Origin of the sequence: Streptomyces atratus (assembly GCF_014648655.1) — a bacterium.
GTDB classification, from domain to species: domain Bacteria; phylum Actinomycetota; class Actinomycetes; order Streptomycetales; family Streptomycetaceae; genus Streptomyces; species Streptomyces atratus.
Genome location: NZ_BMRN01000018.1, coordinates 103487 through 128245, shown reverse-complemented (window position 1 = coordinate 128245; position 24759 = coordinate 103487). Strand labels below are relative to the sequence as shown.

General features: G+C 70.4%; 21 protein-coding genes. 8 read left to right on the top strand and 13 right to left on the bottom strand.

Going from position 1 to position 24759, the window contains the following annotated elements:
• The first annotated feature begins 2 nt into the window (after positions 1-2).
• Both IEZ15_RS26145 and IEZ15_RS26140 read left to right on the top strand, forming a co-directional pair.
• Entirely contained in the window at positions 3-962 is a 960-nt protein-coding gene (locus IEZ15_RS26145; RefSeq protein WP_189279628.1) for a M23 family metallopeptidase, read from the top strand.
• 189 nt (positions 963-1151) lie between these two features.
• Entirely contained in the window at positions 1152-1997 is an 846-nt protein-coding gene (locus tag IEZ15_RS26140) for an SGNH/GDSL hydrolase family protein (protein ID WP_189279627.1), read from the top strand.
• A 48-nt stretch (positions 1998-2045) separates the two neighbouring features.
• Here the strand turns inward: IEZ15_RS26140 and IEZ15_RS26135 are convergent, their stop codons facing one another.
• Genes IEZ15_RS26135 through IEZ15_RS26110 form a run of 6 tightly spaced genes read right to left on the bottom strand, consistent with a single transcriptional unit; the run spans position 2046 to position 8215 of the window.
• Positions 2046-2924, bottom strand: a complete 879-nt coding sequence (locus IEZ15_RS26135; RefSeq protein ID WP_189279626.1) for an STM4011 family radical SAM protein — start codon at positions 2922-2924, stop codon at positions 2046-2048.
• A gap of 8 nt (positions 2925-2932) precedes the next feature.
• A complete protein-coding gene (locus tag IEZ15_RS26130) occupies positions 2933-4297 on the bottom strand; it encodes an STM4012 family radical SAM protein (RefSeq protein ID WP_189279625.1) in 1365 nt (454 codons plus the stop codon).
• The gene (locus IEZ15_RS26125; protein WP_189279638.1) at positions 4294-5109 is read right to left on the bottom strand and encodes an STM4013/SEN3800 family hydrolase; all 816 of its coding nucleotides are present in this window, start codon (positions 5107-5109) and stop codon (positions 4294-4296) included. Before IEZ15_RS26125 ends, IEZ15_RS26130 begins: the two co-directional genes overlap by 4 nt.
• Positions 5110-5146: 37 nt before the next feature.
• On the bottom strand, positions 5147-6301 hold the full coding sequence (locus IEZ15_RS26120; RefSeq protein WP_189279624.1) for an STM4014 family protein: 1155 nt from the start codon (positions 6299-6301) through the stop codon (positions 5147-5149).
• Positions 6282-7253: an STM4015 family protein gene (locus IEZ15_RS26115; RefSeq protein ID WP_189279623.1), complete on the bottom strand. Its 972-nt coding sequence runs from the start codon at positions 7251-7253 to the stop codon at positions 6282-6284. Before IEZ15_RS26115 ends, IEZ15_RS26120 begins: the two co-directional genes overlap by 20 nt.
• 5 nt (positions 7254-7258) lie before the next feature.
• Positions 7259-8215, bottom strand: a complete 957-nt coding sequence (locus tag IEZ15_RS26110; protein ID WP_189279622.1) for an STM4015 family protein — start codon at positions 8213-8215, stop codon at positions 7259-7261.
• A 200-nt stretch (positions 8216-8415) separates the two neighbouring features.
• Here IEZ15_RS26110 and IEZ15_RS26105 point away from each other — a divergent pair, with 200 nt between their 5' ends.
• Entirely contained in the window at positions 8416-8742 is a 327-nt protein-coding gene (locus IEZ15_RS26105; RefSeq protein WP_114247858.1) for a DUF8820 family protein, read from the top strand.
• Positions 8743-8925: 183 nt separating this feature from the next.
• Positions 8926-9927: a DUF6745 domain-containing protein gene (locus tag IEZ15_RS26100; protein WP_189279621.1), complete on the top strand. Its 1002-nt coding sequence runs from the start codon at positions 8926-8928 to the stop codon at positions 9925-9927.
• Positions 9928-9957: 30 nt separating this feature from the next.
• Here the strand turns inward: IEZ15_RS26100 and IEZ15_RS26095 are convergent, their stop codons facing one another.
• Both IEZ15_RS26095 and IEZ15_RS26090 read right to left on the bottom strand, forming a co-directional pair.
• Positions 9958-11148 (bottom strand): serine hydrolase domain-containing protein, encoded by a 1191-nt coding sequence (locus IEZ15_RS26095; protein WP_189279620.1) that lies wholly within the window; start codon positions 11146-11148, stop codon positions 9958-9960.
• Between the two features lie 85 nt (positions 11149-11233).
• A complete protein-coding gene (locus IEZ15_RS26090) occupies positions 11234-11875 on the bottom strand; it encodes a TetR/AcrR family transcriptional regulator (protein ID WP_114247860.1) in 642 nt (213 codons plus the stop codon).
• A 111-nt stretch (positions 11876-11986) separates the two neighbouring features.
• Here IEZ15_RS26090 and IEZ15_RS26085 point away from each other — a divergent pair, with 111 nt between their 5' ends.
• From IEZ15_RS26085 to IEZ15_RS26075, 3 genes are all read left to right on the top strand, one after another.
• A complete protein-coding gene (locus IEZ15_RS26085; protein ID WP_189279619.1) occupies positions 11987-13543 on the top strand; it encodes an acyl-CoA synthetase in 1557 nt (518 codons plus the stop codon).
• A gap of 13 nt (positions 13544-13556) precedes the next feature.
• Positions 13557-14726, top strand: a complete 1170-nt coding sequence (locus tag IEZ15_RS26080) for an acyl-CoA dehydrogenase family protein (RefSeq protein ID WP_189279618.1) — start codon at positions 13557-13559, stop codon at positions 14724-14726.
• A 137-nt stretch (positions 14727-14863) separates the two neighbouring features.
• Positions 14864-16237 (top strand): MFS transporter, encoded by a 1374-nt coding sequence (locus IEZ15_RS26075; RefSeq protein WP_189279617.1) that lies wholly within the window; start codon positions 14864-14866, stop codon positions 16235-16237.
• A 19-nt stretch (positions 16238-16256) separates the two neighbouring features.
• Here IEZ15_RS26075 and IEZ15_RS26070 read toward each other — a convergent pair whose 3' ends face one another.
• The 5 genes from IEZ15_RS26070 to IEZ15_RS26050 form a co-directional block, all read right to left on the bottom strand.
• Positions 16257-16847: a TetR/AcrR family transcriptional regulator gene (locus IEZ15_RS26070; RefSeq protein ID WP_114247864.1), complete on the bottom strand. Its 591-nt coding sequence runs from the start codon at positions 16845-16847 to the stop codon at positions 16257-16259.
• A gap of 124 nt (positions 16848-16971) precedes the next feature.
• A complete protein-coding gene (locus IEZ15_RS26065) occupies positions 16972-20700 on the bottom strand; it encodes a S8 family serine peptidase (protein WP_189279616.1) in 3729 nt (1242 codons plus the stop codon).
• Between the two features lie 165 nt (positions 20701-20865).
• On the bottom strand, positions 20866-22086 hold the full coding sequence (locus IEZ15_RS26060; RefSeq protein ID WP_189279615.1) for a Glu/Leu/Phe/Val dehydrogenase dimerization domain-containing protein: 1221 nt from the start codon (positions 22084-22086) through the stop codon (positions 20866-20868).
• Positions 22083-23678 carry a thiamine pyrophosphate-binding protein gene (locus IEZ15_RS26055; protein ID WP_229846120.1) on the bottom strand — a complete coding sequence of 532 codons (1596 nt, stop codon included), beginning with the start codon at positions 23676-23678 and terminating at the stop codon, positions 22083-22085. The genes IEZ15_RS26060 and IEZ15_RS26055 overlap by 4 nt, the downstream gene beginning before the upstream one ends.
• Before the next feature lie 138 nt (positions 23679-23816).
• Entirely contained in the window at positions 23817-24014 is a 198-nt protein-coding gene (locus IEZ15_RS26050) for a carboxymuconolactone decarboxylase family protein (protein WP_189279613.1), read from the bottom strand.
• Positions 24015-24311: 297 nt separating this feature from the next.
• Here IEZ15_RS26050 and IEZ15_RS26045 point away from each other — a divergent pair, with 297 nt between their 5' ends.
• On the top strand, positions 24312-24752 hold the full coding sequence (locus IEZ15_RS26045) for a PPOX class F420-dependent oxidoreductase (protein ID WP_189279612.1): 441 nt from the start codon (positions 24312-24314) through the stop codon (positions 24750-24752).
• Positions 24753-24759: the final 7 nt, after the last annotated feature.

Below are 24759 nucleotides of genomic sequence, written 5' to 3'. Positions count from 1 at the left end.
TCATGCCCATATCGGGTAAGCATCGTCGTACGAAGTCCAGCGCCATCGCCCGTGGCGTCGCCGCTGCAGGCGCCGGTGGTGCCGTCATCGCACTGCCGCTGCTCGGTGCCACCGGCGCCCACGCAGCGCCGCAGTCGGCCCCGATCGCCGTGCCGCAGTCGGCCGCCGCCGCCGCCACGCACGCCGCCCCGGCCAAGCCGGTCGCGCAGAAGCAGGCCGCCACCTCGACGTACTCCGTCGTGTCGGGCGACTACCTGTCGAAGATCGCCACCGAGCACAAGGTCGAGGGCGGCTGGCAGAAGCTGTACCAGGACAACCGCAAGGTCGTCGGTGAAGACCCCGGCCTGATCTTCCCGGGCATGAAGCTGACGCTCGGTGGCAAGGCGTCGGGTGACGCCGCGTCCACCGGCGCCGGCACGGGCGCGGCCCTCCCGTCGAAGGCTTCTTCGGTGCCCTCGTCGGTCGTGGAGAAGTCCGCCCCGGCCAAGTCCGCCCCGGCCAAGGTCTCGACGGTCACGGAGTCCAAGACCTCCGCCCCGGCAGGCCAGGCCAACAGCTCCGGCTACGCCCACCCGGTCCCCGGTAACCACACCACCGGGTACCGCGCCTCCGGCTCCAACTGGTCCAGCGGCAGCCACACCGGCATCGACTTCCCCGTCTTCACCGGCACCGGCGTGAAGGCCATCACCTCCGGCACCGTCGTCACCGCCGGCTGGGGCGGCGCGTACGGCAACCAGGTCGTCATCAAGCACGCCGACGGCCGCTACTCGCAGTACGGCCACCTGTCCTCGATCTCCGTTTCCGCGGGCCAGGTCCTGAGCACCGGTCAGCAGATCGGCCTCTCCGGCGCCACCGGCAACGCCACCGGCCCGCACCTGCACTTCGAGGTTCGCACGGGCCCGGCGTACGGCTCGGACATCGACCCGATCGCGTACCTGGCTTCCCACGGCATCTACGTCTGAGCCGAACGGCCGGGCGGTTGAGCAACAAAGCATGACCTGAGTAACACAGAAGAGGCGGTGCGCGGTGGCGCACCGCCTCTTCTGCTTATTCCCCCTTTACCAAAAACTGACCGGGTGGTCTATCTCACCACCCGTCAACCCCTTATTACGGTCGCGTAGGTCACATTCGTCGATGCAGGATAAGCGTTTGTGGCAGACGATTCGAGAAAAAATCAACGTGGCGTCATCGACCGACATGGCGTCATCGGGTCGTACGCAGCGATTGGCGACAGCTTCACCGAGGGAGTCGGCGACCCCGGCCCGGACGGAACCTTCGTCGGCTGGGCGGACCGTTTCGCGGTACTTCTCGCGGACCAGCTCCCGGACCCCGATGCGGGGACGAGCACCGAAGGCTCCGCTCACGGGAATTTCAGGTACGCCAATCTCGCCGTACGCGGACGCCTCCTCGACCAGATCGTCGAGGAGCAGGTGCCGCGCGCCAAGGAGCTCGCACCCGACCTGGTGAGCTTCTGCGCCGGCGGCAACGACATCATCAGGCCCGGCACCGACCCCGACGACGTGGCCGAGCGCTTCGAGCGCGCGGTCGCGGAGCTGACCGAATCGGTCGGCACCGTCCTGGTCACCACCGGCTTCGACACCCGAGGCGTTCCCGTGCTGCGTCATCTGCGCGGCAAGATCGCCACCTACACCGCCCATGTGCGGTCCATCGCCGACCGCTACGACTGCCCGGTCCTGGACCTGTGGTCGCTGCGATCCGTCCAGGACCGGCGCGCCTGGGACGACGACCGGCTCCATCTGTCACCCGAGGGACACACCAGGGTCGCGCTGCGCGCCGCCCAGGTCCTCGGCATCGATGTGCCGGCCGACCCCGACCAGGAATGGCCCCCGCAGGCACAGCGCGGCACGCTCGAAGTGCGGCGCGACGACATCCACTGGGCGCGCGAGTACCTGGTTCCGTGGATCGGCCGGCGGCTGCGCGGCGAGTCCTCCGGCGACCATGTCGAGGCGAAGCGGCCGGACCTCCTGCCGCTCTAGGCGGCGTCCGTCACCGTGATGCCCTCGCTCGCCGGACAGGCTGGACGTTCAGGCCCGTCCGGCGAGGGGCGACAACGGGGACGCCGGTATCCGTTCCAGCACACCGCCCGCGAAGACGTCGTACAGCGGCAGCGTCTCCAGATGTACATAGCCGATGTGGCAGTCGCAGACAGCCAGCGGACAGGCCCGCGGGCCGAGAGCGCGCCGGTAGCTCCCGTCGTAGAGGTTGCCGAGCTCCGCCGGGACGAAATGGCAGCGCCGCACCGTGCCGTCGCCGTCCACCGAGATGACCGACTCGCCCGTCCGGCAGGGCAGCCCGGCCGACCGGTGCGGATGCCGGCTGTACGGGAAGAGCGGGTCGAGGCCCGTCCAGCGATCCGCTTCCTCGTCCGTATAGGTCTGCCCCTCCGCGGCGTTCACCCAGAGATAGACCTCGTCCGGCAGGGCGGCCCGCAGCCGCCGTGCCTCGTCGAAATGGTCGTCGAGACCGACGACACCGACGCTGTGGCGGATGCCGAGCGCGGTCAGCTCGCGGCACTTGGTGAGGAACCGCTCGTACGGCGTCTGACCCGGGTGGTACGTGCACCAGAGCGCGATCTTCTCGCGGCCGGCGTCCCCCGCCTCGGCCAGCCACCCCGTACGGGTGCTGAGATTGGTCTGGATCGCGACCCGGCCGATGTGCGGCAGCCGTGCCAGCTCGACCAGCGCACGCCGGTACCAGGAGCGGACCAGACCCTCGCCCCACGGGGTGAACAGGACCGAGATCCGGTCGCCGGTCTGCGCCGCGGCCCACGCGATGAACCGCTCCAGCGCGGCGCGGTCGGCGCGCAGCTGCTCCCGGCTGTCGCGCCGCTTGGCGAACGGGCAGTACGGACAGTCGTAGTCGCAGGACGCGAGCGGACCGCGGTAGAGAATGGTCAGGTCCATGGGCGCGCTCACTTCAGTTCGTACGCGGCCATCGCGGCCCGTACGCCGGGGGAGAAGAGTTCGGGGCCCAGCGCGTCGGAGTGGGCCAGGCCCTCGGGGGAGAGCCGCAGCGGGCCGGACGCCCCGGCCGTCGTGTCGAGCCAGCCGCGCGCATCGAACCGGGCCAGTTCAGCGGGGAAGTCGTCGGCCGGGGAGGCACCGAACCGCTTCCGGTAGTCGGCGGGTTGCAGCCCCTCGGCCTGGAGGACGGACTGCAGGAGGTGGCGGCGGCGCGCCTCGTCGCCGTCGACGTACCGTCCGACCTCGGCGCGCGAGAAGTCCTCGGTCGCGGTGTAGCCGTCGATGATCGCCCGCACCTCACGCATCTCCACCGCGTAGTCGAAGGAGTAGTGCAGCTTCGAGGTGTACGAACGGGCGCCGCACCCCAGCCCGATCATGCCGTCGGTCTGGCAGGCGTAGTCGTCGGGGCCGTCCGTCCGCGGGGCGTCGGCGCGGCGGAACATCCGCATGGACACCTGCTCGTAGCCGTGGGCGAGGAGATGATCCCGGCCCGTGCGGTACAGCCGCAGCCGCTGTTCGTCCCAGGCGGCGTCCGCGGCTGTCTCGCCGTCGGCGCCGAGCCGCCCGAGACCGGTCAGCGGGCGGACATACAGCGGATAGAGATACAGCTCCTCCGGCTGCCAACCGAGCGCAGCGTCCAGCGAAGTGCGCCAGCTGTCCTCGGTCTGCCCGTCGATGCCATAGATCAGGTCGATGTTCAGGATCGGGATGCGGGCATCACGTATCCGGTCCAGCGCCGCCTCCACATCCGCGCGGCGCTGCGGTCGCGCAGCGGCACGCGCCTCGGCTTCGACGAAGCTCTGCACGCCGATGCTGATCCTGGTCGTCCCGCGGTCGGCGAGGACAGCCAGCCGGTCGGCCGTGGCCGTCGACGGCGACGTCTCGACCGACAGCGGGACGGACCGCAGATCGGCACCCATCCGCTTCTCCGCGATGTCGCAGAGCCGCTCCAGCTCCGCCGCGGTCAGGAACGTGGGAGTGCCCCCGCCGAACGCTGCCGCGGCGAACCGGACCGGGTCGGTGTCGCCCAGCGCGTCGCGGACGGCGGTGGCCTGCCGGTCCAGGGCATCGAGATACCGGGTCGTCAGCTCGTCGGGCGCGCCGATCCTGGTGAAGAGATTGCAGAAGCCGCAGCGGACCTCGCAGAAGGGTATGTGGAGATAGAGCGAGAGCGCGTCCTTGCGCTCTCCCGCCCACAGCGCGCGCAACGCCGGCCGGTCGGCCAGGGGCCGATAGGCGGTCTTGTGCGGGTAGGCGTAGACATAGCTCTGATACGGGCGGGTGGTCTGCGAGACGGTCGTGGTGCGGCTCATGGTGCGGTGGTCCCCGGTTCCAGGAAGAAGTGCGCGTACGGAACGGTCCAGACGGACTCGTGACCGAGCCGGTGACCGGTGTAGCCGTCATCCCCGTACGCCGTTCCGTGGTCGGAACAGACGATGGCGAAACAGCGGCGGCGGCTGCTCGCGGCGGCGAACAGCCGGCCGATGTGGGCGTCGACGTACTCCAGGGCGGCGGCATGGGTGGCGCGGGAATCGCCCGCCTCGCGCGTGGCCCCCGGCTGGTGGAACCAGTTGGGCTGGTGCATGGCGGCCACATTGACGAACAGGAACAGCCGCTGCTCGGCGGGGAGTTCGGCGACGACCCGCTCGGCACGGGCCACCTGCGCCTCGAAGGAAGTGGGCGAAGCGACGCCGAACTCCGGTTCCCAGTGGCTCTCCTGGAACATGCCGGGCAGTACGGAACCGAGCGGTCCCTGCCGGTTGAAGAAACCGACGCCGCCGATGCACACCGTGCGGTAGCCCGCATCGGCGAGGCCGGACAGCAGATCGGGGGTGTCGAAGACAAAGGTGCCCGAAGCGGTGGACTCACTGCCCGCGAAACGCGCAGCGAACAGCCGGGGGTGCGGCCCCGGGCCGGCCGGTGTCGGCAGGAATCCCGCGAAGATCGCCTGGTGGGAGGCGTAGGTGAAGCTGCCGGGCGCATGCCGCTTCTCCCAGACGCCGTCCGGCAGATGGCGCGCCAGATGAGGGATGCGTCCGGCGGCGGCGAGCTCCGCCGCCACGTCGTAGCGCAGTGTGTCCAGGGTGATGAGCAGCAGGTCGTGGCTGCCCACGATCTCGCTCATGTCGGGGTTCCGGGCGTCCGCGAGGGCGGGCGCGGTGTCAGCAAGTGGCGGTTGCACGGTGGTTCCTTGCTCTGTTCAGTACGGCGGCGACCTGCGTCGCATAGGTGTCCAGGCCCTCGGCGCCGCTGCCGGGAAGTCCGGTCAGCCGTGGCAGCAGATCGCCGAAGGCGTTGACCTCGCCGACGGCGAAGCGCCGCCAGCCGGTCGCGGGCAGCAGATCGACGCCCACACACAGCGTGTCCGGGAAACAGGCCGCTGCCCGCTCGCACACGGCCAGGGCCTCGGCCCAGCTGCCGCCCGCGGCCTCGACGGCCGCACGGACATCGTCGAGACTTCCGCGCTCGCCACCGAGGTGAAGATTGGTCATGGGGGAGTGGCTGGTGCGCACGACGGCATGGGTGGCGCGGCCGGCCACCACCACGACCCGCAGATCCGCCGCGCGGCCGCGCTGGGTGGCCTTGGGCAGCCAGCGCTCGATGTGCAGCCCGTCGGGTGCGAGTGCGTCGACGATCGCCGCGACCTCCCGCTCCGTCGTACAGCGGCGCACCCGCAACGAGTTGAAGAGCCGGCCGGCCGCGTCGCGCTCCACCGATGTGGTTGCTCTGACCCGGCCGGGACCGGCTGTCTCCACGGCCAGGACACCCGAGGCGGACGAACCGTGCGCCGGCTTCACAAAGGCCCGGGGGATGCCATGGGCCGCCATCCGGCCGCGTACGTCCGCCCAGTCACGCACCGGGGGGGCCGCGGCTCCCGAGGTCGGCGACGCGGGCACGGGCACTCGGGCGCCGTCCAGCACGGCATGGCAGAGCCGCTTGTCGAACAGCACCGCGACGTCGCCGGGGTCGTCGAGCAGAACGGCACCAGAAGCGGCCGCCGCTCGCGCCACTGCCCGTACAGCCGAGGTGAACCGGGCGTACCACAGGGCGGTTCCCTCGACCCTGGCCGGATCGGCGACCGCCCGTAGCAGCCGCTCCACCTCGGCGTCCTCACCGGGCGAGTCCATCCGTACGGTCTCGCCCGGCCGGAAGGCGGCCTCACCGCGCAGGACGTCCAGCCAGGGCACGACCCGCGCGGGCGGCAGCCCGGCGGCGCGCACGGCGTCCTGGAAGAGCGAAACTCGCCGGTTGCCGGGCACACCCACGACGACGAAGCGCGGCGCCGGGCCTCCCGTACTACTCGGCGACGGCGACATAGCGGTCCTCGTCCTCTTCCGGGTCCCAGTACTCGACCTCATGGATCTCGTCGTTCACCCGGCCGGAACCGAGCAGGCTCCTGAGGCGGTCCACCAACGCGTCGCTGATGTAGTGATGGTGAAGATCCAGTGAGGTCAAGTGGGTGAGCGGCTGGCCCGAGAGCAGTGCCGTTGCGCCTTCGTCGCCCAGGGTTCCCATCGCGAGGGAGAGCGACTCCAGCTGGGCGACGACCGGGGCGGAGGCAACCGCGGCCGCGATCTCGTCCTGGATCTCGCTGTTCTGCAGCCCCAGATGGCGCAGCGCGGGGAACGCCGCACCCGACAGCAACGGGGCGAGGTCCTCGACCGTTGCGTCCCCGCCGTACTCGGTTACACCGAGCCAGAGTTCGAGGTGCTCCAGCGCGGGCAGCTCCGACGCTCCGATCGCCCGCACGATGCCGGACGGCAGTCCGCCCGACTCGAACCGCAGCGACTTGAGCGCCTTGTGCCGCACCGGCCGCAGGCCGAGCGTCTCCTTTCCGTCGATCGGCTCGCCGCACCCCCGTACCGTCAACTCCTCCAACGGTCCGAACGCCTCGATCACCGGGGTGATGTCGGACATCTCAAGCCACGACAGTTCACACTCCTCGCTGACGACATCGGCGAGGAAGAGCGCCTTCAGGGCCGGGAAGCGGTCCGCATGGCCGGCCAGTAGCTCGACGACGGGTGCGAAGGATTCGTACTCCTCCTGCCACCAAGGACCGATCAGCAGAGCCCGCACCCGCGAAGTGTCGACCGTGTCGAGAAAGTGCTGCCACAGCGCGGCGAACGTCAGTCCGTCCCGCCAGGCGCTCTCCAGCCGCCACGCGACCGAATCGGCGGCCGGGAGAGGGTCGGTGCGCGACTGGTCCGGTCCCGGCAGGGTCAGGACGGGCAGGCCGTAAAAGGTCTCCGGGTGTTCGATGTCAGCCATGCGCATCACTCCGAGATCGCGGTGTAGCGGCCTTCGGCACCGCGACCGCCCCAGGGCTCCTCGCGCTCCGACACATCGACCTGCACCCCATGGGGTTCCAGCGCCTGAGTGATCCGGCGCTCCATCGGCTCGGTCATGAAGTGGTGGTGCAGATCCAGCCGTTCGAGATGGGTGAGCGGCTGGCCGTCCAGCAGCGCCGCCGCGCCCTCGTCACCCAGCGTGCCGTGCGACAGGTCGAGGGTACGGAGCTGGGCGACGACCGGGGCACTCGCGACAGCCGCCGCGATCTCGTTCTGCACCTCGCTGTTGCGCAGACCGAGGTGGTGGAGGCGGGGGAAGCGGGAGCCGGAGAGCAGGGGTGCCAGGTCCGCCATATCGGCGTCGCCCCCGTACGCGGAGACGCCGAGCCAGAGGTCGAGCCGTTCCAGCGCGGGCAGTTCGCTGTCCAGGATGCCGCGGATCACTCCGACCGGCAGGCCGCCGGTCTCGATGGTCAGCGAACGCAGCCGCTCGTGCTTCGTGGGGGAGAAGACCAGATCCGTGCCGCCGCGCACGCCCAGCTCCAGCAGGCCGGGGAACGCGGTCAGCAGTGCGGTGACATCGGACTGCTCGATCCAGGAGATCTCGTTCTCCTCCGGGGTGATGTCGCCGACGAAGACGGCCTCCAGCGAGGTCAGCCGGTCGGCCGCGGCGATGACCAGATCGATCGGGTAGGACGAGGTCTCCTCGTAGGACTCGCCCCACTGACCGATGATGAGCGCCCGCACACCGGCCGGGTCGACCGCTGTCACAAACGCCTGGAACGCTTCCTCCCAGGTCATCTCGCACTCGTCGTCGTACGGATCGACCGAGATGCGCCAGGCCGCCGCATCGGCGGCCTGCACCGGTGCTTCCTTCGTCGCGTGCTGGAAGTCGACAGCGGGAAGGCCGAGCAACTCGTGCAGATGGTCCACACCGGACATGACCCTGGGCTCCTGGTACTGGGGGACGGCTGATGTCCGCAAGGTTTATCAAGCCGCACTGACAACGGCGCGACCGGGGACCGTCCGTGACATGTCCACCGACACCCGTGGGGGCCGGTCGCCGGTCGATTGTCAGACCCTCCCCTTAGCGTTTTCCTCGTGGCCGGCACAGCGGGTGCGGCCATCGAGGGGAGACGTCTGTGTACCGGCAGGGCGATGTACTGATCGTGTCGTTGGAGGAGTCGGCGGTGCCCGCGCATCTTGTGGACGCGCCGGGTGAACCGAGGGACGGCCGGGGGCGGATGATCCTCGCGCTGGGCGAGGTCACCGGTCATGCCCATGCGGTTCAGGGGCCGGGTCGGCTGATGCGCGAGGCGGGTGCCTTCGGGCCGATGCTGCTCCATCTCCCCGAAGGCGGGCGGGTGGTTCACGAGGAGCACGCGGCGATACCGCTGTCGAAGGGCTGGTACCGAGTGGTGCGCCAGCGGGAGTACGCCCCGGGGGCGGTCCGCATCGTCGCGGACTGACGCGCCCCGGCCCGCCCGGGCGGCAGCAGGTCGGAGAAGCGGATCCCAGCAGCGGTCCGAGCCGAAGCACTGCGCGGCCCCGGAGCAGGCCCTACGGAACATCGCACGACACCGCACGACACCGCACGACACCGCACGACGCGGAACACCGACCGACACAGAATCAGGGGACGGGGAAGACCGATGCAGTACGTGGACTCATGGCGGGCCGTGGCAGCGGCGACCGGCGCGGCGGACCGGGCCGCGGCCGAGGACGGGCTGCGGCTCGCCTACCGCAGCGCAGGACTTGCCGAGCCGGAGCGGATCGTCTGGGTCGAGTCGCCCAGGGCCGCAGTGGAGGCGGTCGAGAAGCTCGTCGACGCCGGACGCTCGGTGCGTGACGAGGTACGGACCCGTCCCTGGGCGCAGGAGCGGCGCCGGATGTACGACGAGCTGGGGCCGGCGGGCTGGTCCGCCCTGTGGTCCGCCACGGGGGCGCAGCTCTGGGAGACCACGGCGGCGCTCGCCGAGCGGATCAGGGCCGGTGTCGTCGCGGACCTCACGGAGCGGCCCGAGGACGAGTCCGATGTCCGGCTGGTGCTCCTCGACGCGGTCCTGGGCCAGCACGATGCGGCCTGGCTCGCCGCGTTCGACGGCCGGGGCGAGCGGCTTGACGGTCTGGCCGAGGTCGCGAGGCACGCGGGCTGGTGGTGGCCGTACGAGCGTGTGGTGGTGATCAGCGAGCGCCCAGAAGCGCTCCACCGGGACGAGGCCGGCCGGCTCGACCGCGGGGACGGCCCGGCGCTCGCCTATCGCGACGGCTTCGCGCTCCACGCCTGGCGGGGCATGCCCGTGCCCGCCGAATTCCTCGCGGAACTGAACTCCCTGACCCCCGAGCGGATACGTGAGGAGGAGAACGCGGAACTGCGCCGCGTGATGCTGGAGTTCTACGGCTACGACCGCTACCTCACCGAGTCGGGCGCCGAGCCGGTCCATCGGGACGAGACGGGCATCCTCTGGCGGATCGCGCTGGTCGGCGACGAGGACGTGGTGATGGTCGAGGTCGTCAACTCCACCCCGGAGCCGGACGGAACCCACCGCACCTACTGGCTCCGGGTGCCGCCCGGCACGAGGACCGCGAAGGAGGGTGTGGCCTGGACCTTCGGACTCCAGGGGGAGGCGTACGCACCCCTGCGCCAGACCTGACCTTCGTCGGCCGAGCAGGCGGAGCGCCTTTCAGATCCCGGCGTCGAGGTGGGTGCCGATCCGTATGAAGGCCTGTACCAGCGGCGCCGGGGGGACCGAGGGCGACATGACCTGGGAGGCGAAATGCGCGATGACCAGGTCCAGTTTGGGGGAGATGAACAGGCGCTGTCCGTGGATGCCGCTGGCCATGAAGGACTCGTAGGGATCGTTCAGGATCCACCAGAGGTCGTGGTACGAGAGCGTAGCGGGTGAGTCCGGGGGTGCCGCCGGGAAGCGGACCCGACGGGGATAGCCGTCCGGGGTGCCGGTGGCGATCGTCGTGGCGATGCTTTCGGGCACGATCTGACGGTCACCGACGGCGCCGCCGCATCGGATCATCTCGCCGAGCCGGGCCACGTCGCGCAGGGTCGCGCTGAAGCCGCCGCACGCCGCCTCGGTTCCTTCGGGGTCGAGGATGTAGTAGGCGTCCTCCTCCGCCCCCAGCCGGGACCAGATCACCTCGCTGAGCAGCGCGGACGTACTGATGCCGGTGACGCGGCGGAGGACTTCCGCGAGGGCCTCGACATTGCCGTTCTCGTAGCGGAATTCCGTGCCGGGCTTGCCGGTGGCCCGGGCGGTGGCAAGGTGTTCGCGGATGCTGGCGGGGCCGCTGTAGCCGTAGGGGCGCAACTGCGGGGCGAGGATGGCGAAGTACCGCTGGGCCTCGATCGCCTTGTCGAAAGGCCGGCCGGCGTAGCTCATCAGGGTGCCCATGTGCAGCAGATCGTCGACCCGTGCCTCTCCGAACGCTGTCCCCGTGAGTTCGGGGACGTATCGGGTGACGAGGGCGTCGCGGTCGAGCAGCCCCTGGTCCGCGAGGATCGCTGCCAGGAGGCCGATGTACGACTTTGCCGCCGAAGCGTTGAAGTGCGGCACGTGGGATTCGTATCCGTGCAGGTAGCGCTCGTAGACCACGGTGCCGCGGTGCATGACCAGGAAGGCGTCCGTCTGGGCGGCGGCGAAGAGCGCTGACAGGGTCAGTGATCGTCCGCCGGACGTGGTGAACTCCAGCGCTTCGAGATCGTGCAGTGCGCAGGGTACGTCGAGCGGCTGCGTCCTGCCGCGCCACACGCGTCGGCTGGGCACGGTCTCGCGGCCGGACGTGGTGTGCCGGCGGACCCAGGCCGGGTCCGTGAATCCGCGCGCCCAGGTCAGCTCTGTCAGCGAAGGTGTTCCGGTCATGCGCCCACTCCTGTCGGTGCTGCCAACTGAGCAGTACCGTACAGCGTGTCCAGAAACGTGGCCAGGTCCGTTCCGGCCGGCAGGCCTATGCGCCCGACTCGGTCACCGGGGGGTCGAAGGCGCCCGGAGCGTCGGACGGGGCGAGCCCGGAGGCCCAGACGCGGCCGTACACGGACAGATCCCGGAGGTGTCCGGTGATCTCGGCGGCGCTGTAACCGGTGTCGTTCTCGACCCACCAGGTCAGCACGCCGATGAGCTCGCCGGTCCAGGCCCGGGCGATGACGTCGAAGGGGATGCGCGGTGTGACGCCGAGCTGCGCGGCGCGCTCTCGGAAGACGGTCTCGACGCGCTTGCAGATGATCGCGGAGAACTCGCGCAGAGCGCGCCCGTCGCCCTCTCCCCGGAGAATGACCTGGTAGACGCGCCGCTCCTGCTCCGCGTGCCGGAAGATGTAGAGCACCGGAAGGCCGGTGAAGCCCTGTGCCTGCGCCTGTTCGACGGCGGGCAGAAGGCGCTCGCGGTCCTCTGCCAGGTCCCGGACGATGCCGAGGAGCAGGTCCTCCTTGTCCCGGTAGTGCGCGTAAAAGGTCGCGCGGGCGACATCGGCCCGCTCGGCGATCTCTTCGACGCTGAGCGCGTGGAATCCCTTCTCCAGGACGAGGTCGACGAGGGCCGCGCGCAGGGCGCGGTGGGTGCGGCGGACACGGCGGTCACCTGCAGTCTTCATGCCCTGGATTATTGCGTCTTCCTTTCGAACCGTTGACCGGTTGGCTGCCGCGCGTTACGTTTCCCGCCATCGAGATCGTTAACAGACAGACTGTTCAGTTACGGAGTCGTCATGAACCTCGGGCGATATGTACGCAGGACCAGCAGCCACCATCCCGAAGCCGAAGCCGTCGTCTGCGGCGGCACGCGGCTCACCTATGCCGCCCTCGACGAGCACAGCGACCGGCTCGCCGCCGCGCTTCGCGCCCTCGGCCTGACGGCCGGAGACTGCGTCGCGACACTGGCGGCCAACCGCGTCGAACTCGTCGTCACCGAAGTGGCCCTGTACAAGGCCGGACTGGTGCGCGCCCCCGTCAACGCACGCCTCGGCGTACAGGAAGTGGCCCATCTGCTGCGCGAGTCGCACGCCCGGGTGCTTCTCGTGGACGCCGCCCATGTGGAGGCGGCCCGGCAGGCCGTGCCGGGCAGCGAGGTGAGGAGCGTGATCGGTTTCGACGGACCGGGCGAGCTCGGTCCCGGCTACGCCGAGGTCCTCGCCGCCACCCACCGAGAGCCGGTCGATGTCGACTGCGACGAGGACGACACAGCCGTCCTGCACTTCACCTCAGGCTCCACCGGCAAGCTCAAAGCGGCTACACAGACGTATGGCAACCGTCTCGCCCTGATGCGCAAATCCGTGATGAACGCGCACACCCGGATAGGCCCCGGGGACAAGCAGATCCTGGCCGGCCCCGTCACCCATGCCTCCGGAATGCCGCTGATGGGCATCTTCTTCGCCGGTGGATGCGCCGTCGTCATGGAGCGCTGGGACGCCGAAGCCTTTCTCGCCACCGTCGAACGGGAATGCGCGACACATGCGTTCGTGGTACCGACCATGATCAATACGGTGCTCGCACTGCCTGACCGGGGCGCCTACGACGTCTCCAGCCTGCGCCAGCTCATGTACGGTGCCGCACCGATGTCACCGGCGCGGATCCGCGAGGCGTGGCAGCTGTTCGGCCCCGTGCTCTCTCAGGGATACGGCTGCGGGGAGACCACCTCCGGCGTGCTGTTCCTGTCGACCGACGACCACCGGCGTGCGATCGAGGGCCAGGACGAGGAGCTGCTGCTGTCCTGCGGCCGCCCCCTCACCGAGGCCGAGATCAGGATCGTCGACGACTCCGGCGCCCAGGTCGCCGACGGCGAGATCGGTGAGATCGCCGTCCGGGGCCCCGACGTCGTACCCGGTTACTTCAACGAACCCGGCCTGACCGCCGAGACCTTTCACGACGGCTGGTTCCATACCGGCGACCTCGCGCGGCGCCGTGGCGACGGCTACGTCTTCATCGTCGACCGCAAGAAAGACATGATCATCTCCGGCGGTTTCAACATCTACGCCGTCGAGGTCGAATCCGCCCTGCACCAGCACCCCGACGTGTTCGAGGCGGCTGTCGTCGGGATCCCGGACTCCGAATGGGGCGAAGCCGTCAAGGCCGTTGTCGTCCTGCGCGACGGCGCGGAGCTTCAGGAGAGCGAGCTCATCGACTTCTGCGCGTCCCGGCTTGCCCGCATGAAGAAGCCCCGCTCCATCGACTTCACCGACGCCCTTCCCCACAACCCCAACGGCAAGATCGACCGCCGTGCCATCCGCGAATGCTACTGGACCGGCGCCGAACGCCGCGTGCACTGAACGGACACCCCTCATGACCTTCACCCTCGAACCGTCGTACGACGACAACCCCCGTCTGCAGGAGCTCGTCGAAAGGCTCCGCACCTACCTCCGCGACGAATTGATCCCCTTCGAACAGGAACGGGGCATCACTCCTGAGACCAAGGTCGACCGGCCCGTCCTCGAACAGGTGTGGAAGCGAAGCCGTGAACTCGGTTTCTACGGCATCAACCTGCCGCCGGAGTACGGCGGGCAGGGCCTGTCGCTGGTCGAACTGTGCGCACTCAAGGAGGAGCTGACCGCCTCGGGCGCCGCACTGTCCCACTCGGTCCTCGGCGACATGGGCGGCCCGCTGCGTGCCGGAGCGATTCTTCACCATGCCACCGAAGACCAGTTGCAGCGCTACCTCCTGCCCGTGATCCGCGCCGAGCGTGCCTGCTGCTTCTCCATCACCGAGGACGACGCGGGCTCCGACGTCCGGCGCATGACCACCACCGCGACCCCGGACGGCGACCACTACGTCCTCAACGGACGCAAGGTGTTCAGCTCCGCCGCCCCCTTCGCGGACTTCGCCGTCGTCGTCGCCAGAATGGCCGGTACCGAGGAGTCGTACAGCGCCTTCCTCGTCGACCTCGACACCCCGGGCTGTCAGGTGCTGGACGGCGAAATCCCCATGTCCGGCCAGCAGATGGAGGGCGACCTCCTGTTCGAGGACTGCAGGATCCCGGCGGAGAACCTCCTCGGCGAGATCGGGCAGGGACTGCGGATCGGCATCGGACGCATCACCCTCAACCGCCTGTTGCACTGTCCTTCCCTGATCGGGGCCGCCCGCCGCGCCTGGGACCTGTCAGTCGACCACTCCAAGAACCGGGTCGTCTTCGGCCGCCCACTGCTCGCCCTCCAGGCCATCCAGCACAAGCTCGCCGAGATGGCCACCGACATCTACGCCGCCCGTTCCATGGTGATGGCCACCGCGGCCAGGGCCGACGAGGGCGCTGCCATCGGTGTCGAGGCGAACATGTGCAAGTTGTTCACCTCCGAGTCCTGCTTCCGCGTCGCCGACCAGGCCGTACAGATCCATGGCAAGGCCGGACTGACCCACGGTCACGAGGTCGAGCAGATCTTCCGCACGCTGCGCATGTTCCGCATCGTCACCGGCACCACCGAGATCCACAAGAACGCCATCGCCAAATCGCTCGTGTGACCCGGCGGGCCGGGAGCTCCCGTGCCCGGCCCGCCCACCGGCTCACCACACGCCCACGAGCACGGCACAGGCTCGTGCGGCCCCTCGACACATCAGCTGGGCCCATCTGCACCCCCGCACCCGCGCAGGAGTCACCCATGGTCACCCGCCCCACCGAGCCCGTCACCGGCCGTGCAGCCCCGCACCCGAGCGTGCCCGAACCCCGCTACAACCCCCGCCGCGCCTGGCTGATCACTGCCCTGATCGTGGCCTTCATGGTCATCAACTACGCCGACAAGTCCGTCCTGGGCCTGGCCGCCGTCCCGATCATGGACGAACTCCACATCAGCAACAGCACCTACGGTCTGATCTCCAGCTCGTTCTATCTCCTGTTCAGCCTCTCCGGACTGCTCGTCGGCTTCGCTTCGTCCCGCATTTCGAGCCGGATGCTCCTGTTCACGCTGACCGTCCTGTGGGCCGTCGCCCAGCTGCCGGTCCTTTTCGTGGCAGCCGTGCCCACGCTCATCGCCGGCCGGGTGCTGCTGGGCGCCGCCGAAGGGCCCGCGGCCCCGATGTCCATGCACGCCCTGTACAAGTGGTTTCCCACCACCAGACGCGGACTGCCCTCCGCGCTCCAGATCGGTGGAGCGGCTCTCGGCACACTCATATCGGCGCCCCTGCTCACCTGGCTCATCAGCGACTTCGGCTGGCGCTCGGCGTACGCGGTGCTCGCGCTGGTGTGTGTCGTCTGGAGCCTGGCCTGGCTCAGGCTCGGTCACGACGGCCCTTTCGGGCAGGACGGCTCCTCCGTACACGCCCCCGAACCCGCGGCCGCCGCAATCGCGCCGCCCGGCCGTTGCCTGCCCTACCGCGGACTCCTGCTGAACGGGACCGTACTCGGCTCCATAGCCAGCGCTTTCGGTGCCGCCTGGGCCCTCTCACTCAGTCAGGCATGGCTCCCCGCCTATCTGAGAACACAGTTGGAGATGACGCCCGCCCGCGCGGCCACCACCATCAGTGCCATCTCCGCCTTCAGCCTCGTCCTCCTGCTGACCCTCTCCCCGCTCGTCGACGCCCTGAAATCGCGCGGGGTGTCCAGCCGCTGGTCCAGCGGTGTCCTCCAGGGCGCTGCCGTGGTCGTCGCAGGTACCGCGATGGCCTTCTTCCCCTTCGTCGACGCGTCCGGTCCGCGCCTCGTGCTGATCGGGTTGGCCTTCGGCGGACACGCCATCGCCATCCCCCTGCACTACATGACCACCGCGGAAGTCGTGCCCCCGCGCCAACGAGGAGCACTGTTCGGCATCGTCGCGGCCACCGGCACGCTGCCCGGCCTCGTCGCACCCTTCCTCACGGGCCGCATCATCGACACCGCAGGCTCGGAATCGGCCGGTTACCTCGTGGCCTTCCTCATCGCCGCCGCGGTCATGCTCGCCGCCGGGGGCTTCGCCATCGCCGCCATCCGGCCCGAACGCGACGCCGTACGGCTCGGCGTCCCCCACCCGGACCGCCGGGAATCCGGCACGCCGGGATGATCCACCAGGGGGGCGCGTTTCAGGTCGTCAGTGCCGTACGGTCGATGCCGAGTTCGCGGGCGAGGGCCTCGTCGGTCCAGGCCAGCATCGTGGCCCGGGAGAGCGGACCCGCGTACGACGTCATCTGTACGGCCAGGCCGTCCAGCAGGGCGGTCAGCCGCCAGGCCACGGACATCGGGTCGTCGCAGTGGAACTCACCGGCGGCGGCGCCCTCTTCGATGACCTCGGCCAGCTCCGCCTTCCACTGCTGGTCGAGATCGCCGGCCACATTGCGCAGCGCCGGGTCGCGCAGCGAGGCCGCCCAGCCCTCGATCCACAGCCGCCAGCCCTTGGCCTGGCCCGTCGGGGCGTACCAGCGGACGGCGGCGCGCAGCCGTCGTACCGCACTGGTGCGGCGGCTCAGCAGTTTGCGCAGATGGGCGAGGTCGGCCTCGGCAGCATGCGCGAAGGCGGCCGCGACCAGCTTCTCCTTGGTCGAGAAGTGGTAGAGCACGAGCGCATTGCTCACACCGAGCACGGCGGCCACGTCGGCGATCCGTACCGCTGCGACCCCCCGCACCTCGATCTGTTCGACGGCAGCGCGCAGGAGCTCCTCACGCCGCTCCGCCACGCTCAACCGCACTCTTGCCACGGCTTCACCCTAACGAATGCGCGGGGCCCGGACGGGCAGGGGGCGGAGCCGCGTACGGCCCCGCCCCCTGTTCATCCGACGCCCGGGGCGCCGGCCTGCACCGTCAGCACCAGATGTCGGCGCAGCCGGAGTTGTACGCGTCGATCAGGGTCTCCGTCAGCGAAGCACCTGAGGTGTCCGTGACGGTGGACCTCAGATCGACCTTGGCGGTCCCGAGGGCCGGCACGGTGACCTTCCAGCGGCCGTCCGCCCCGCGAGCCGCCGCGGCCTGCTTCCAGTCGCTGCCGTCCGTCGCGTACCAGACCTTCAGCGAGGCGATGGGAAGCGCCTTCCGGCTGCCCTGCGCGGAGAGACCGACCGTGTAGTCGAGCGGTTTCGCGGGGTCGGCCGCGTTCTCGCCGGTGAGCGGCAGCCGGTAGTCGAGGTCCAGCAGCCGGGCCGGTGCGGCCGAGTGCTCGTGCCCGGAGCGCAGCCGCCACTCGCTGGTGATCCTGGTCCCGAGCATCCAGGTCACCGGATCCGGCGACGTACGCGTGGCATCGACGGTCAGCCGGTACCAGTTCTCCTTGCGCGGCAGGTCGAACGTGGCGCGTCCCGGTGCGGCATTGCGGGCCAGCACCTTTCCGCTGTCGTCCGCCAGGACCGTGCTCCCGCTGTCCGCACCCGGTGCCGTCTCGGCCCGGTGCCCGGCCGCGTCGGAGAACACCGGGAGTGCCACCTTCAGCTTGTCGCCCTCCCTGACGACCTGGGCGGCACCGGCCTGCTCGCCGAGCGCCGGGTTGAAGGGGGCGGACATCCAGTCGTCCCGGTAGTCACCGTCCTTGCGGTACACGGTGGGTGGGCCGACCAGTGTGCCCAGCGGGTAGACCAGCTCACCGACGTTGTACTGGTAGTGGAAGGTCGCCGTCGTCCACGCCACGTCCGGGGAGAAGTACAGCGTCTGCTCCGACGGCGGGCGGTAGCGGGTGACCTGCTGATTGAGCCTCAGCCCGTGCCAGGTGGTCCAGGCGTACATGCCCTTGGGGTCGGACGGGTTGCCATGGGTGCGCTCTGTCGTGCGCACCTCGGCCAGCCCGGACCGCCGGTCGAACCAGTCGGCCCCGGCCGGGACCCGGCCGTCGACCGAGTGGTGCAGATAGTAGGCGTCCGCCCCGGTGTTGACGCCGTCGAGTGTCAGCGTCAGCGGCCCCTCGGCCAGCCGGTCCCGCAGCGCGGGCACGCTGGTCTGGTCCAGCCGGAGTATCGGCGTCGGCCGGTAGACGGTGAGCCCGTAGCCGACGTACATGATGGCGGCCGTGCCGGCGTCGGTCAGTTTCTGGTAGAGCGCGTTGTTGAACGCGGTCTGGCTGGTTGCCGGTGTCCACAGCACGATCTTGCCCTTGAGGTCCATCGCCGCCGGGTCGGTGTCCGCACCTGTGCCGATGTCGACGATTTCGCCGGTCGCGGTGCCCAGCCACCTGTAGATGCTGTACTGCGACAGCAGCAGCTTCAGCGCGTTCGGCGAGGAGCCGGGCTCGTGCGCGTCGACCTCCCGCTGCTGCCAGCTCAGCCCGCCGAAGAAGGTCAGGCCGTCCAGTGCCGCCCCGGTCGTGGGCACGGCCTCGACGCGGTACTGGCCGGCGGAACTCGGCGCGATCAGACCGGTGTCCACGGCACCGGAACCGGTGTCGATCCGTGAGGCGATGCCGGTAGCCGACTGGAGGGTCACCCGGGCGGACCCGTCGTCCACCCCGATCCGTACCGGCTTCGCGTCCTTGGTGTCCAGTGCGACCGAGGTGTCCTGGTCCACCGTCACCCGCCGGGCGAAGTGGATCGCCGTGCTGCCGACGACGGTGTTGCCCACCTTGTCGTACTCCCAGGTGTGCCCGAGGGCGCGGTAACTGCCGCGCGGCAGCGTCACCTTCTTCGGCGTGGTGCCTGTCAGCCCGATGACCTGGGACGCGCCGGTCTTCTCGTTCTGCAGAACCACACCCGTCGAGGTGGCCGCGCTGCCCTCACGCGGCGCGGGTCCGGTCAGGGTGAGGGTGTACGTCTCCGGATCGGCCTGGATCGAGACGGGTACGGTCGCCCGTCCGCCTCCCGGCCAGGTCGCGGTCACGGCACCGCCGTACGTCGTGCCCGCCTCGACCCGCGACGGTTCGAGGGTGACCTTCGAGACGGCGGAGGAACGCGACGGCACGTTCAGCGTCTGCGCGTCGAGGCGTACCGCCGAGCCCTGCCCCGCGGAGAGCCGCAGCCTCACCGGCTTGTCGGTGGTGTTCGTCCATGTCAGCTCGCGGCTCTGCGGTTCGGCGGAGGTGTTCGGGTACGTGGTGCGGGCGGCCAGCGTGGCGGGTTCGGCGACCACCGCGGCGGCCAGTGCGGCCGGTACATCGGTGAGACCCGAACCGGTGTCGGAGACCGTCGCACCGTCCACCGGCGCGGCGCTGCCGATCAGTGCCGCCTTCAGCCGGGCGCCGGACCAGTCGGGGTGCCGCTGCGCCAGCAGGGCCGCGGCGCCCGCCACGTGCGGGCTCGCCATCGACGTACCGGAGAGCGAGGCGTACCGCTCGGTGACGGCGGCGTCGTCGAGTGTGCCGGCGGCACGCGCGGCGACGATGTCGCTGCCGGGGGCGGAGATCTCCGGCTTGACGGCGGGCCGGCCCTGACGCGGTCCGCGTGAGGAGAACGCCGACATCTCACCGGACTTGGTGACCGAGCCGACCGTCAGAGCGGCGTCGGCGGCACCGGGTGCGCTGATCGTCCGGTCGCCGCTGTTGCCCGCGGCGATCACGAAGAGCGTGCCGTGCTCGGCGGACAGCTTGTCGACGGCGGCCGACAACGGGTCGGTGCCGTCGGACGCCACGCGCGAGCCGAGGCTCATGTTGACGACCTTGACGTCCTGGTCGACGGCCCACTGCATGCCCGCCAGGATCCAGGAGTCGTAGCCGTAGCCGTCGTTGTTGAGTACCTTGCCCTCGACGAGCTCCGCACCCGGTGCGACACCCACGTACCTGCCTTCGGAGGCGGCCCCGGAACCGGCGATGATCGAGGACACATGGGTGCCGTGGCCCTGCATGTCCTGCACGTCGCCGTCTTCGGTGAAGTCCTGCGAGGCGACGACGGCGCTCTTCAGATCGGGGTGGTCCCGGTCGTAGCCGGTGTCGAGAACAGCAACTCTGGTGCCCTTCCCGGTGATCCCGGCACGATGCGCCCGGTCGGCGCCGATCTGCGGTACGGACTTGTCGAGCGTGGCCCGCACCCTGCCGTCGAGCCAGACCTTGCCGATACCCTCGGCGCGGGCCCGAGATTGGGTGCCGAGCTGCTTCCAGACGGTGTCGGCCGACTTCTTCGGCACCTTCAGCGCGGTGGTCTGCGTGGTCGGGAAGGCTGCGGCGACCCGTGCGCCCTTCGGGGCGCCGGGGCTCCCGGACGACGATGCGGCACCGCCGACGAGGATGCGCAGCGAGTCCGTATCCGCATCCGCGTAGCCCGAGGCGACGAGCTCGGTCACATCGAACAGCCGCTGGTCCACACGGCCCCGGGAGATCTGGCCCATGGCGTCGATCGGTACCGCGTACTCGTGGCCCCCGGCCCGGAAGCGGGTGAAGCCCATGCCTTCGCGGCCGGTTCCCGGCACGATCGAGCTGATCTGTACGCCGTCCCCACGGCCGGAGTACGTCACCACGTCGCCGGTCAGCAGGGTGACGGTGCCGCTCGCGCCGCCTGCTCCCGGGGATGTGGACGGGGCGGCGAAGGCGGGTGTGTTGTCGGCAGCGGCGGGCAGTGTTCCACCGGCAAGGGCGGCGGCGAGCGCGGTGGCGCAGACCGCCGCCCATCTGGTCCGTCTCATTCTCACCTCGTGAACTCGTGTGTTTTCAGGGGGTGGTGAGGTGAGAGTGTCAGGAGCATGGCGGATTGGAGGTGGGCCGGAGCTGGCGGATAGCTGCCATGGCAGCTACCCGCCGCACACGTGGACGATCGGCCGGAACGGCCTTGACCGCCAGTGCAGTTGGGTTCATTGGTACCAGCCGAACCGCTGCGCCATGACCGGCAGCCGGTCGGCGACGATGGCATGGGCGGCGGCTCGCGGGGTGCAGTTGTCGGCCTCGGCGCGGGCCAGCATCAGGTCGATCAGGGCCCGCATCGAGCGGCGGGTGTGTCCGAACGCCTCGTCGGCGTCGGCGCCGATGTCACCGAACAGCGTCCACCACCACCAGGCGTTCGTACCGGAGTTGACGACCACATCCGGCAAAACCGTGATCCCGCGCGCCGCGAGCAGTGCCTCCGCCTCCGCGAGTACCGGCATGTTCGCCGCTTCGACGACCCAACGTGCCTGAACCCGCGCTTGGTTGGCGGTATCGATCGCGTACGAAACGGCTGCCGGTACCAGTATCTCGGCCTCCTGCTCCAGCCATGCGTCCGCGGGCAGCTCCCGGTCCCCGTCCCGGAGCGCGCCGCGGTCCACCGTCCCGTACCCGTCCCTGGCGGCCAGCAGCGCCTCGACATCCAGGCCGGCCGGATTGGCGATCGTGCCCTTGACGTCGGCCACGGCGACCACCGTCAGCCCGGCCCGCGCCAGGAACCGGGCCGTCGCCCCGCCCATGGTGCCGAGCCCCTGTACGGAGACCCGGGCATCCCGGTAAGGGACGCCCGCCCGGTCCAGCGCCGCGAGCGCCGACTCGGCGACACCGCAGCCGCCGACCAGCTCGTCGAGCCCGATGCCGTCCACCTCGACGGCGAACGCGTCGGCGAGACGCTGCCGGGCCGCCGTCTCGTCGTCGAGCAGGGGATAGACGGCCTGGATCGAGGAGACGAGCCCGGCCTCGGCCGCCGCCCGGTCCACGATGTCCTGGGTGAGCCCCAGGTCCTCGCCCGTCGTCCACACGTTCTCGATGTACGGGCGCACGGCCCGCAGATAGCGCACCAGAACGCCGTAAGCCTCCGGGTCACGCGGGTCGCAGTCGATGCCGCCCTTCGCGCCGCCGAGCGGTATGTAGCGGGCCCCCGTGTCATCGGCATTGAAGTGCAGGGCCTCCTTCATCGTCATGCCGCGGGCCAGCCCCGCGACCTCGTCGAGCGTGCAGCCGGCCCGCATCCGCAGCCCGCCACTGGACACGCCGCGCACCAGCCGGTCGACGACCAGGTGCCCCTGACGGCCGGTGATGTGGTCGGTCCAGGTGAGCGAGATCAGGGGGGCGGACGGGGCAGTGGGGCGGGAATCCGCAGGTGTCGTCATCGGGGGGTCTCCTCGGTCACAGTGATCACGGTGGGCCCGGGGGTGGTCAGGGCCAGGGACAGGGCGCGGGCGAGCGCCTCAGGGGTGTCGGCGCGGGCGCCGCGGCCGCCGTACGCCCGCGCCAGCGCGGGCAGGTCGACGGACGGCAGATCGACGCCCGTGGGAGTGTCGCCGCGCGCAGTCATTTCGTCGCGGATCTCTCCGTAGCCCCCGTTGTCGAACACCACGACGGGCAGCGGCAGCCGCAGCTGGGCCGCCGTGGCGAGCTCCTGCACGGAGAACTGCAGCCCGCCGTCCCCGCTGAGCGCCACGACCTGCCGGTGCGGGTGAGCGGTCTTCGCGCCGATCGCCGCGGGCAGCGCGTAGCCGAGGGTGCCGAAGCCGGTCGGGTGCAGATAGCGTCCGCGCGGGCCGACGGGCAGGTGGGGCAGGGCGCCGTAGTAGCAGCACTGCGCACTGTCCGAGGTCCAGATCGCGTCGGAGTCCAGTACGGCCCGCGCGGCCCGCAGATACGGCACCCAGCGGGTGTCGCGCTCCGCGGTCTCGGCGTCCCGCGCGGCGCGCAGCGCCCGCACCGCGGCGGCACCGTCCCGCGCGCCCGAGTCCCCGGTTGCCTCCTCCAGCGCCTCCCGCAGCGCCTCCAGCGTGGGGCGCGCCGCGCCGACCAGCGCCAGATCGGCGGGCAGCCCCGCGTACATCTGCGCGGGGTCGATGTCGACCCGGATCAGCGTGCCGCCCAGCGGCGGCGGCGCGGACCACAGATCGGACTCGGCCAGCTCGGTGCCGACCGCGAGCACCACATCGCAGTCGGCCAGCCACTTCTGTACGGACGGGCTGTGCAGCGACACCCCGAGCGACAACGGATGCGTCTCGTCGACGATCCCCTTGCCGTTGGCGGTGGTGACGACCGGGGCGGCCAGCGCCTCGGCGAGCGCCTGGCACCCGGCGGACGCGGACCGAGCCCCTCCGCCGAGGACCACGGCGGGCCGCCGGGCCGAGCGCAGCACCCGGGCCGCGTCCCGGAGCGAGGGCCCGGCCGGGCCCGGGGCGGACGCCGGTGGCGCGAGCCGCACCGGTCCCGCGGGCTGCGCCGTCTCCAGCAGATCCAGCGGTACCTCGATATGGACCGGGCGCGGACGGCGGGTACGGAACAGGGTGAACGCACGCGCCACCGCCGAGCCGATCTCCTCGACCGTCGACACCCGGTGGCTGAACGCCGCGACCGCGTGCAGTGCCTCGGTCTGGCTGCGCATCTCGTGCAGCAGACCGGTCGGCTGCCGGGGGTGGCGCAACGGCATCCTGGGCGACACGACCAGCAGCGGCACGCTGTCCGAATACGCCTGACCGACCGCTGCCGTGATGTTGAGCAGGGCCGGCCCGGTGGTGGTGATCGCCACCCCTGGCCGCTCGGTGACCCGTGCGTACGCATCCGCCGCGTATCCCGCGCCCTGTTCGTGCCGGGGCGTGACATGTGCGATGCCGTACGGGGCCAGATGCCGGTAGATCTCCAGGTTGTGCGTTCCGGGAATCCCGAACGCCCTGGTGACCCCATGCGCCGCCAGGGCGCGGACCACGGCTTCACCGCCGGTCACGGACGCGCTCCTCGACTGTTCAAGCACTCCGGCTCCCTCCACTGACAGGTCGATATCAACGGGTCGATTTACTGAATCGCCGGTCAGTATCGGGAGGTGCGGGCAGCCCTGTCAATGCGGCCACTGCTGAATCGTCGTTCAGTGGCCGGACCGCATCGGTCGGCGGCCTGCGGGGCGCTCCACCGCGCATCGGTCCTCGAAGCCCTGGCCGGTCGGACCGAAAGCGGAATTGGTGCGGGAGCGCATGTTCTGTACCGCGACCACGGCCGTGAGCTCGACGAGTGGCGCCTCGCCGAGCGTCGTCCGCAGCCGCTCCACCAATTCGTCCCCGACCACGGGCGGGGTGAGGCGACATCGCCTCCGCGTACGCCATGACGTCACGCTCCAGCGGGGTGTACGCCTCGCTCTCGCGCCGCACCCGTACGTCGCGCAGCTCTTGCGGGGGGTCCATGCCGTGGCGTGGTTCTCCCAGCCGGTCTCCTCCCGTTCGGCTCGGATGCCGTCCGGCGGCGCCGCGGGACGCCGTCGGCGGGCTGCGTTCACGCGGGTGTGACGGACGGGGGTCCTCCGAATGTGACACGGGAGTACGGCCGAATGCGGAATCCTGTGGCGGGCACGGACGTTGGATCCGGCATGACGGGATTCGATGCACAGCAGGAAGCGCTGCTCGGGCTGCTCGGCGAGGAGAACGGCGGCGTACTTGTGACGCTCAAGCGGGACGGCAGGCCCCAGCTGTCCAATGTCAATCACTTCTACTACCCCGACGAGCGCATCGTCCGCGTCTCGATCACCGAGGACCGGGCGAAGACGAAGAACCTCCGTCGTGACCCGCGGGCGAGCTACCACGTCACCAGCGCGGACCGCTGGTCGTGGACGGTCGTGGACGGCACGGCCGAGCTGACCCCCGTCGCCGCCGATCCGCACGACGCGACGGTGGAGGAGCTGATCACGCTCTACCGCGACGTCCAGGGCGAACACCCCGACTGGGACGACTACCGCAATGCGATGGTCCGGGACCGTCGCGTCGTGCTGCGGCTGCGCATCGAGCACGCGTACGGGCAGCCGCGTGACTGATGGAGCC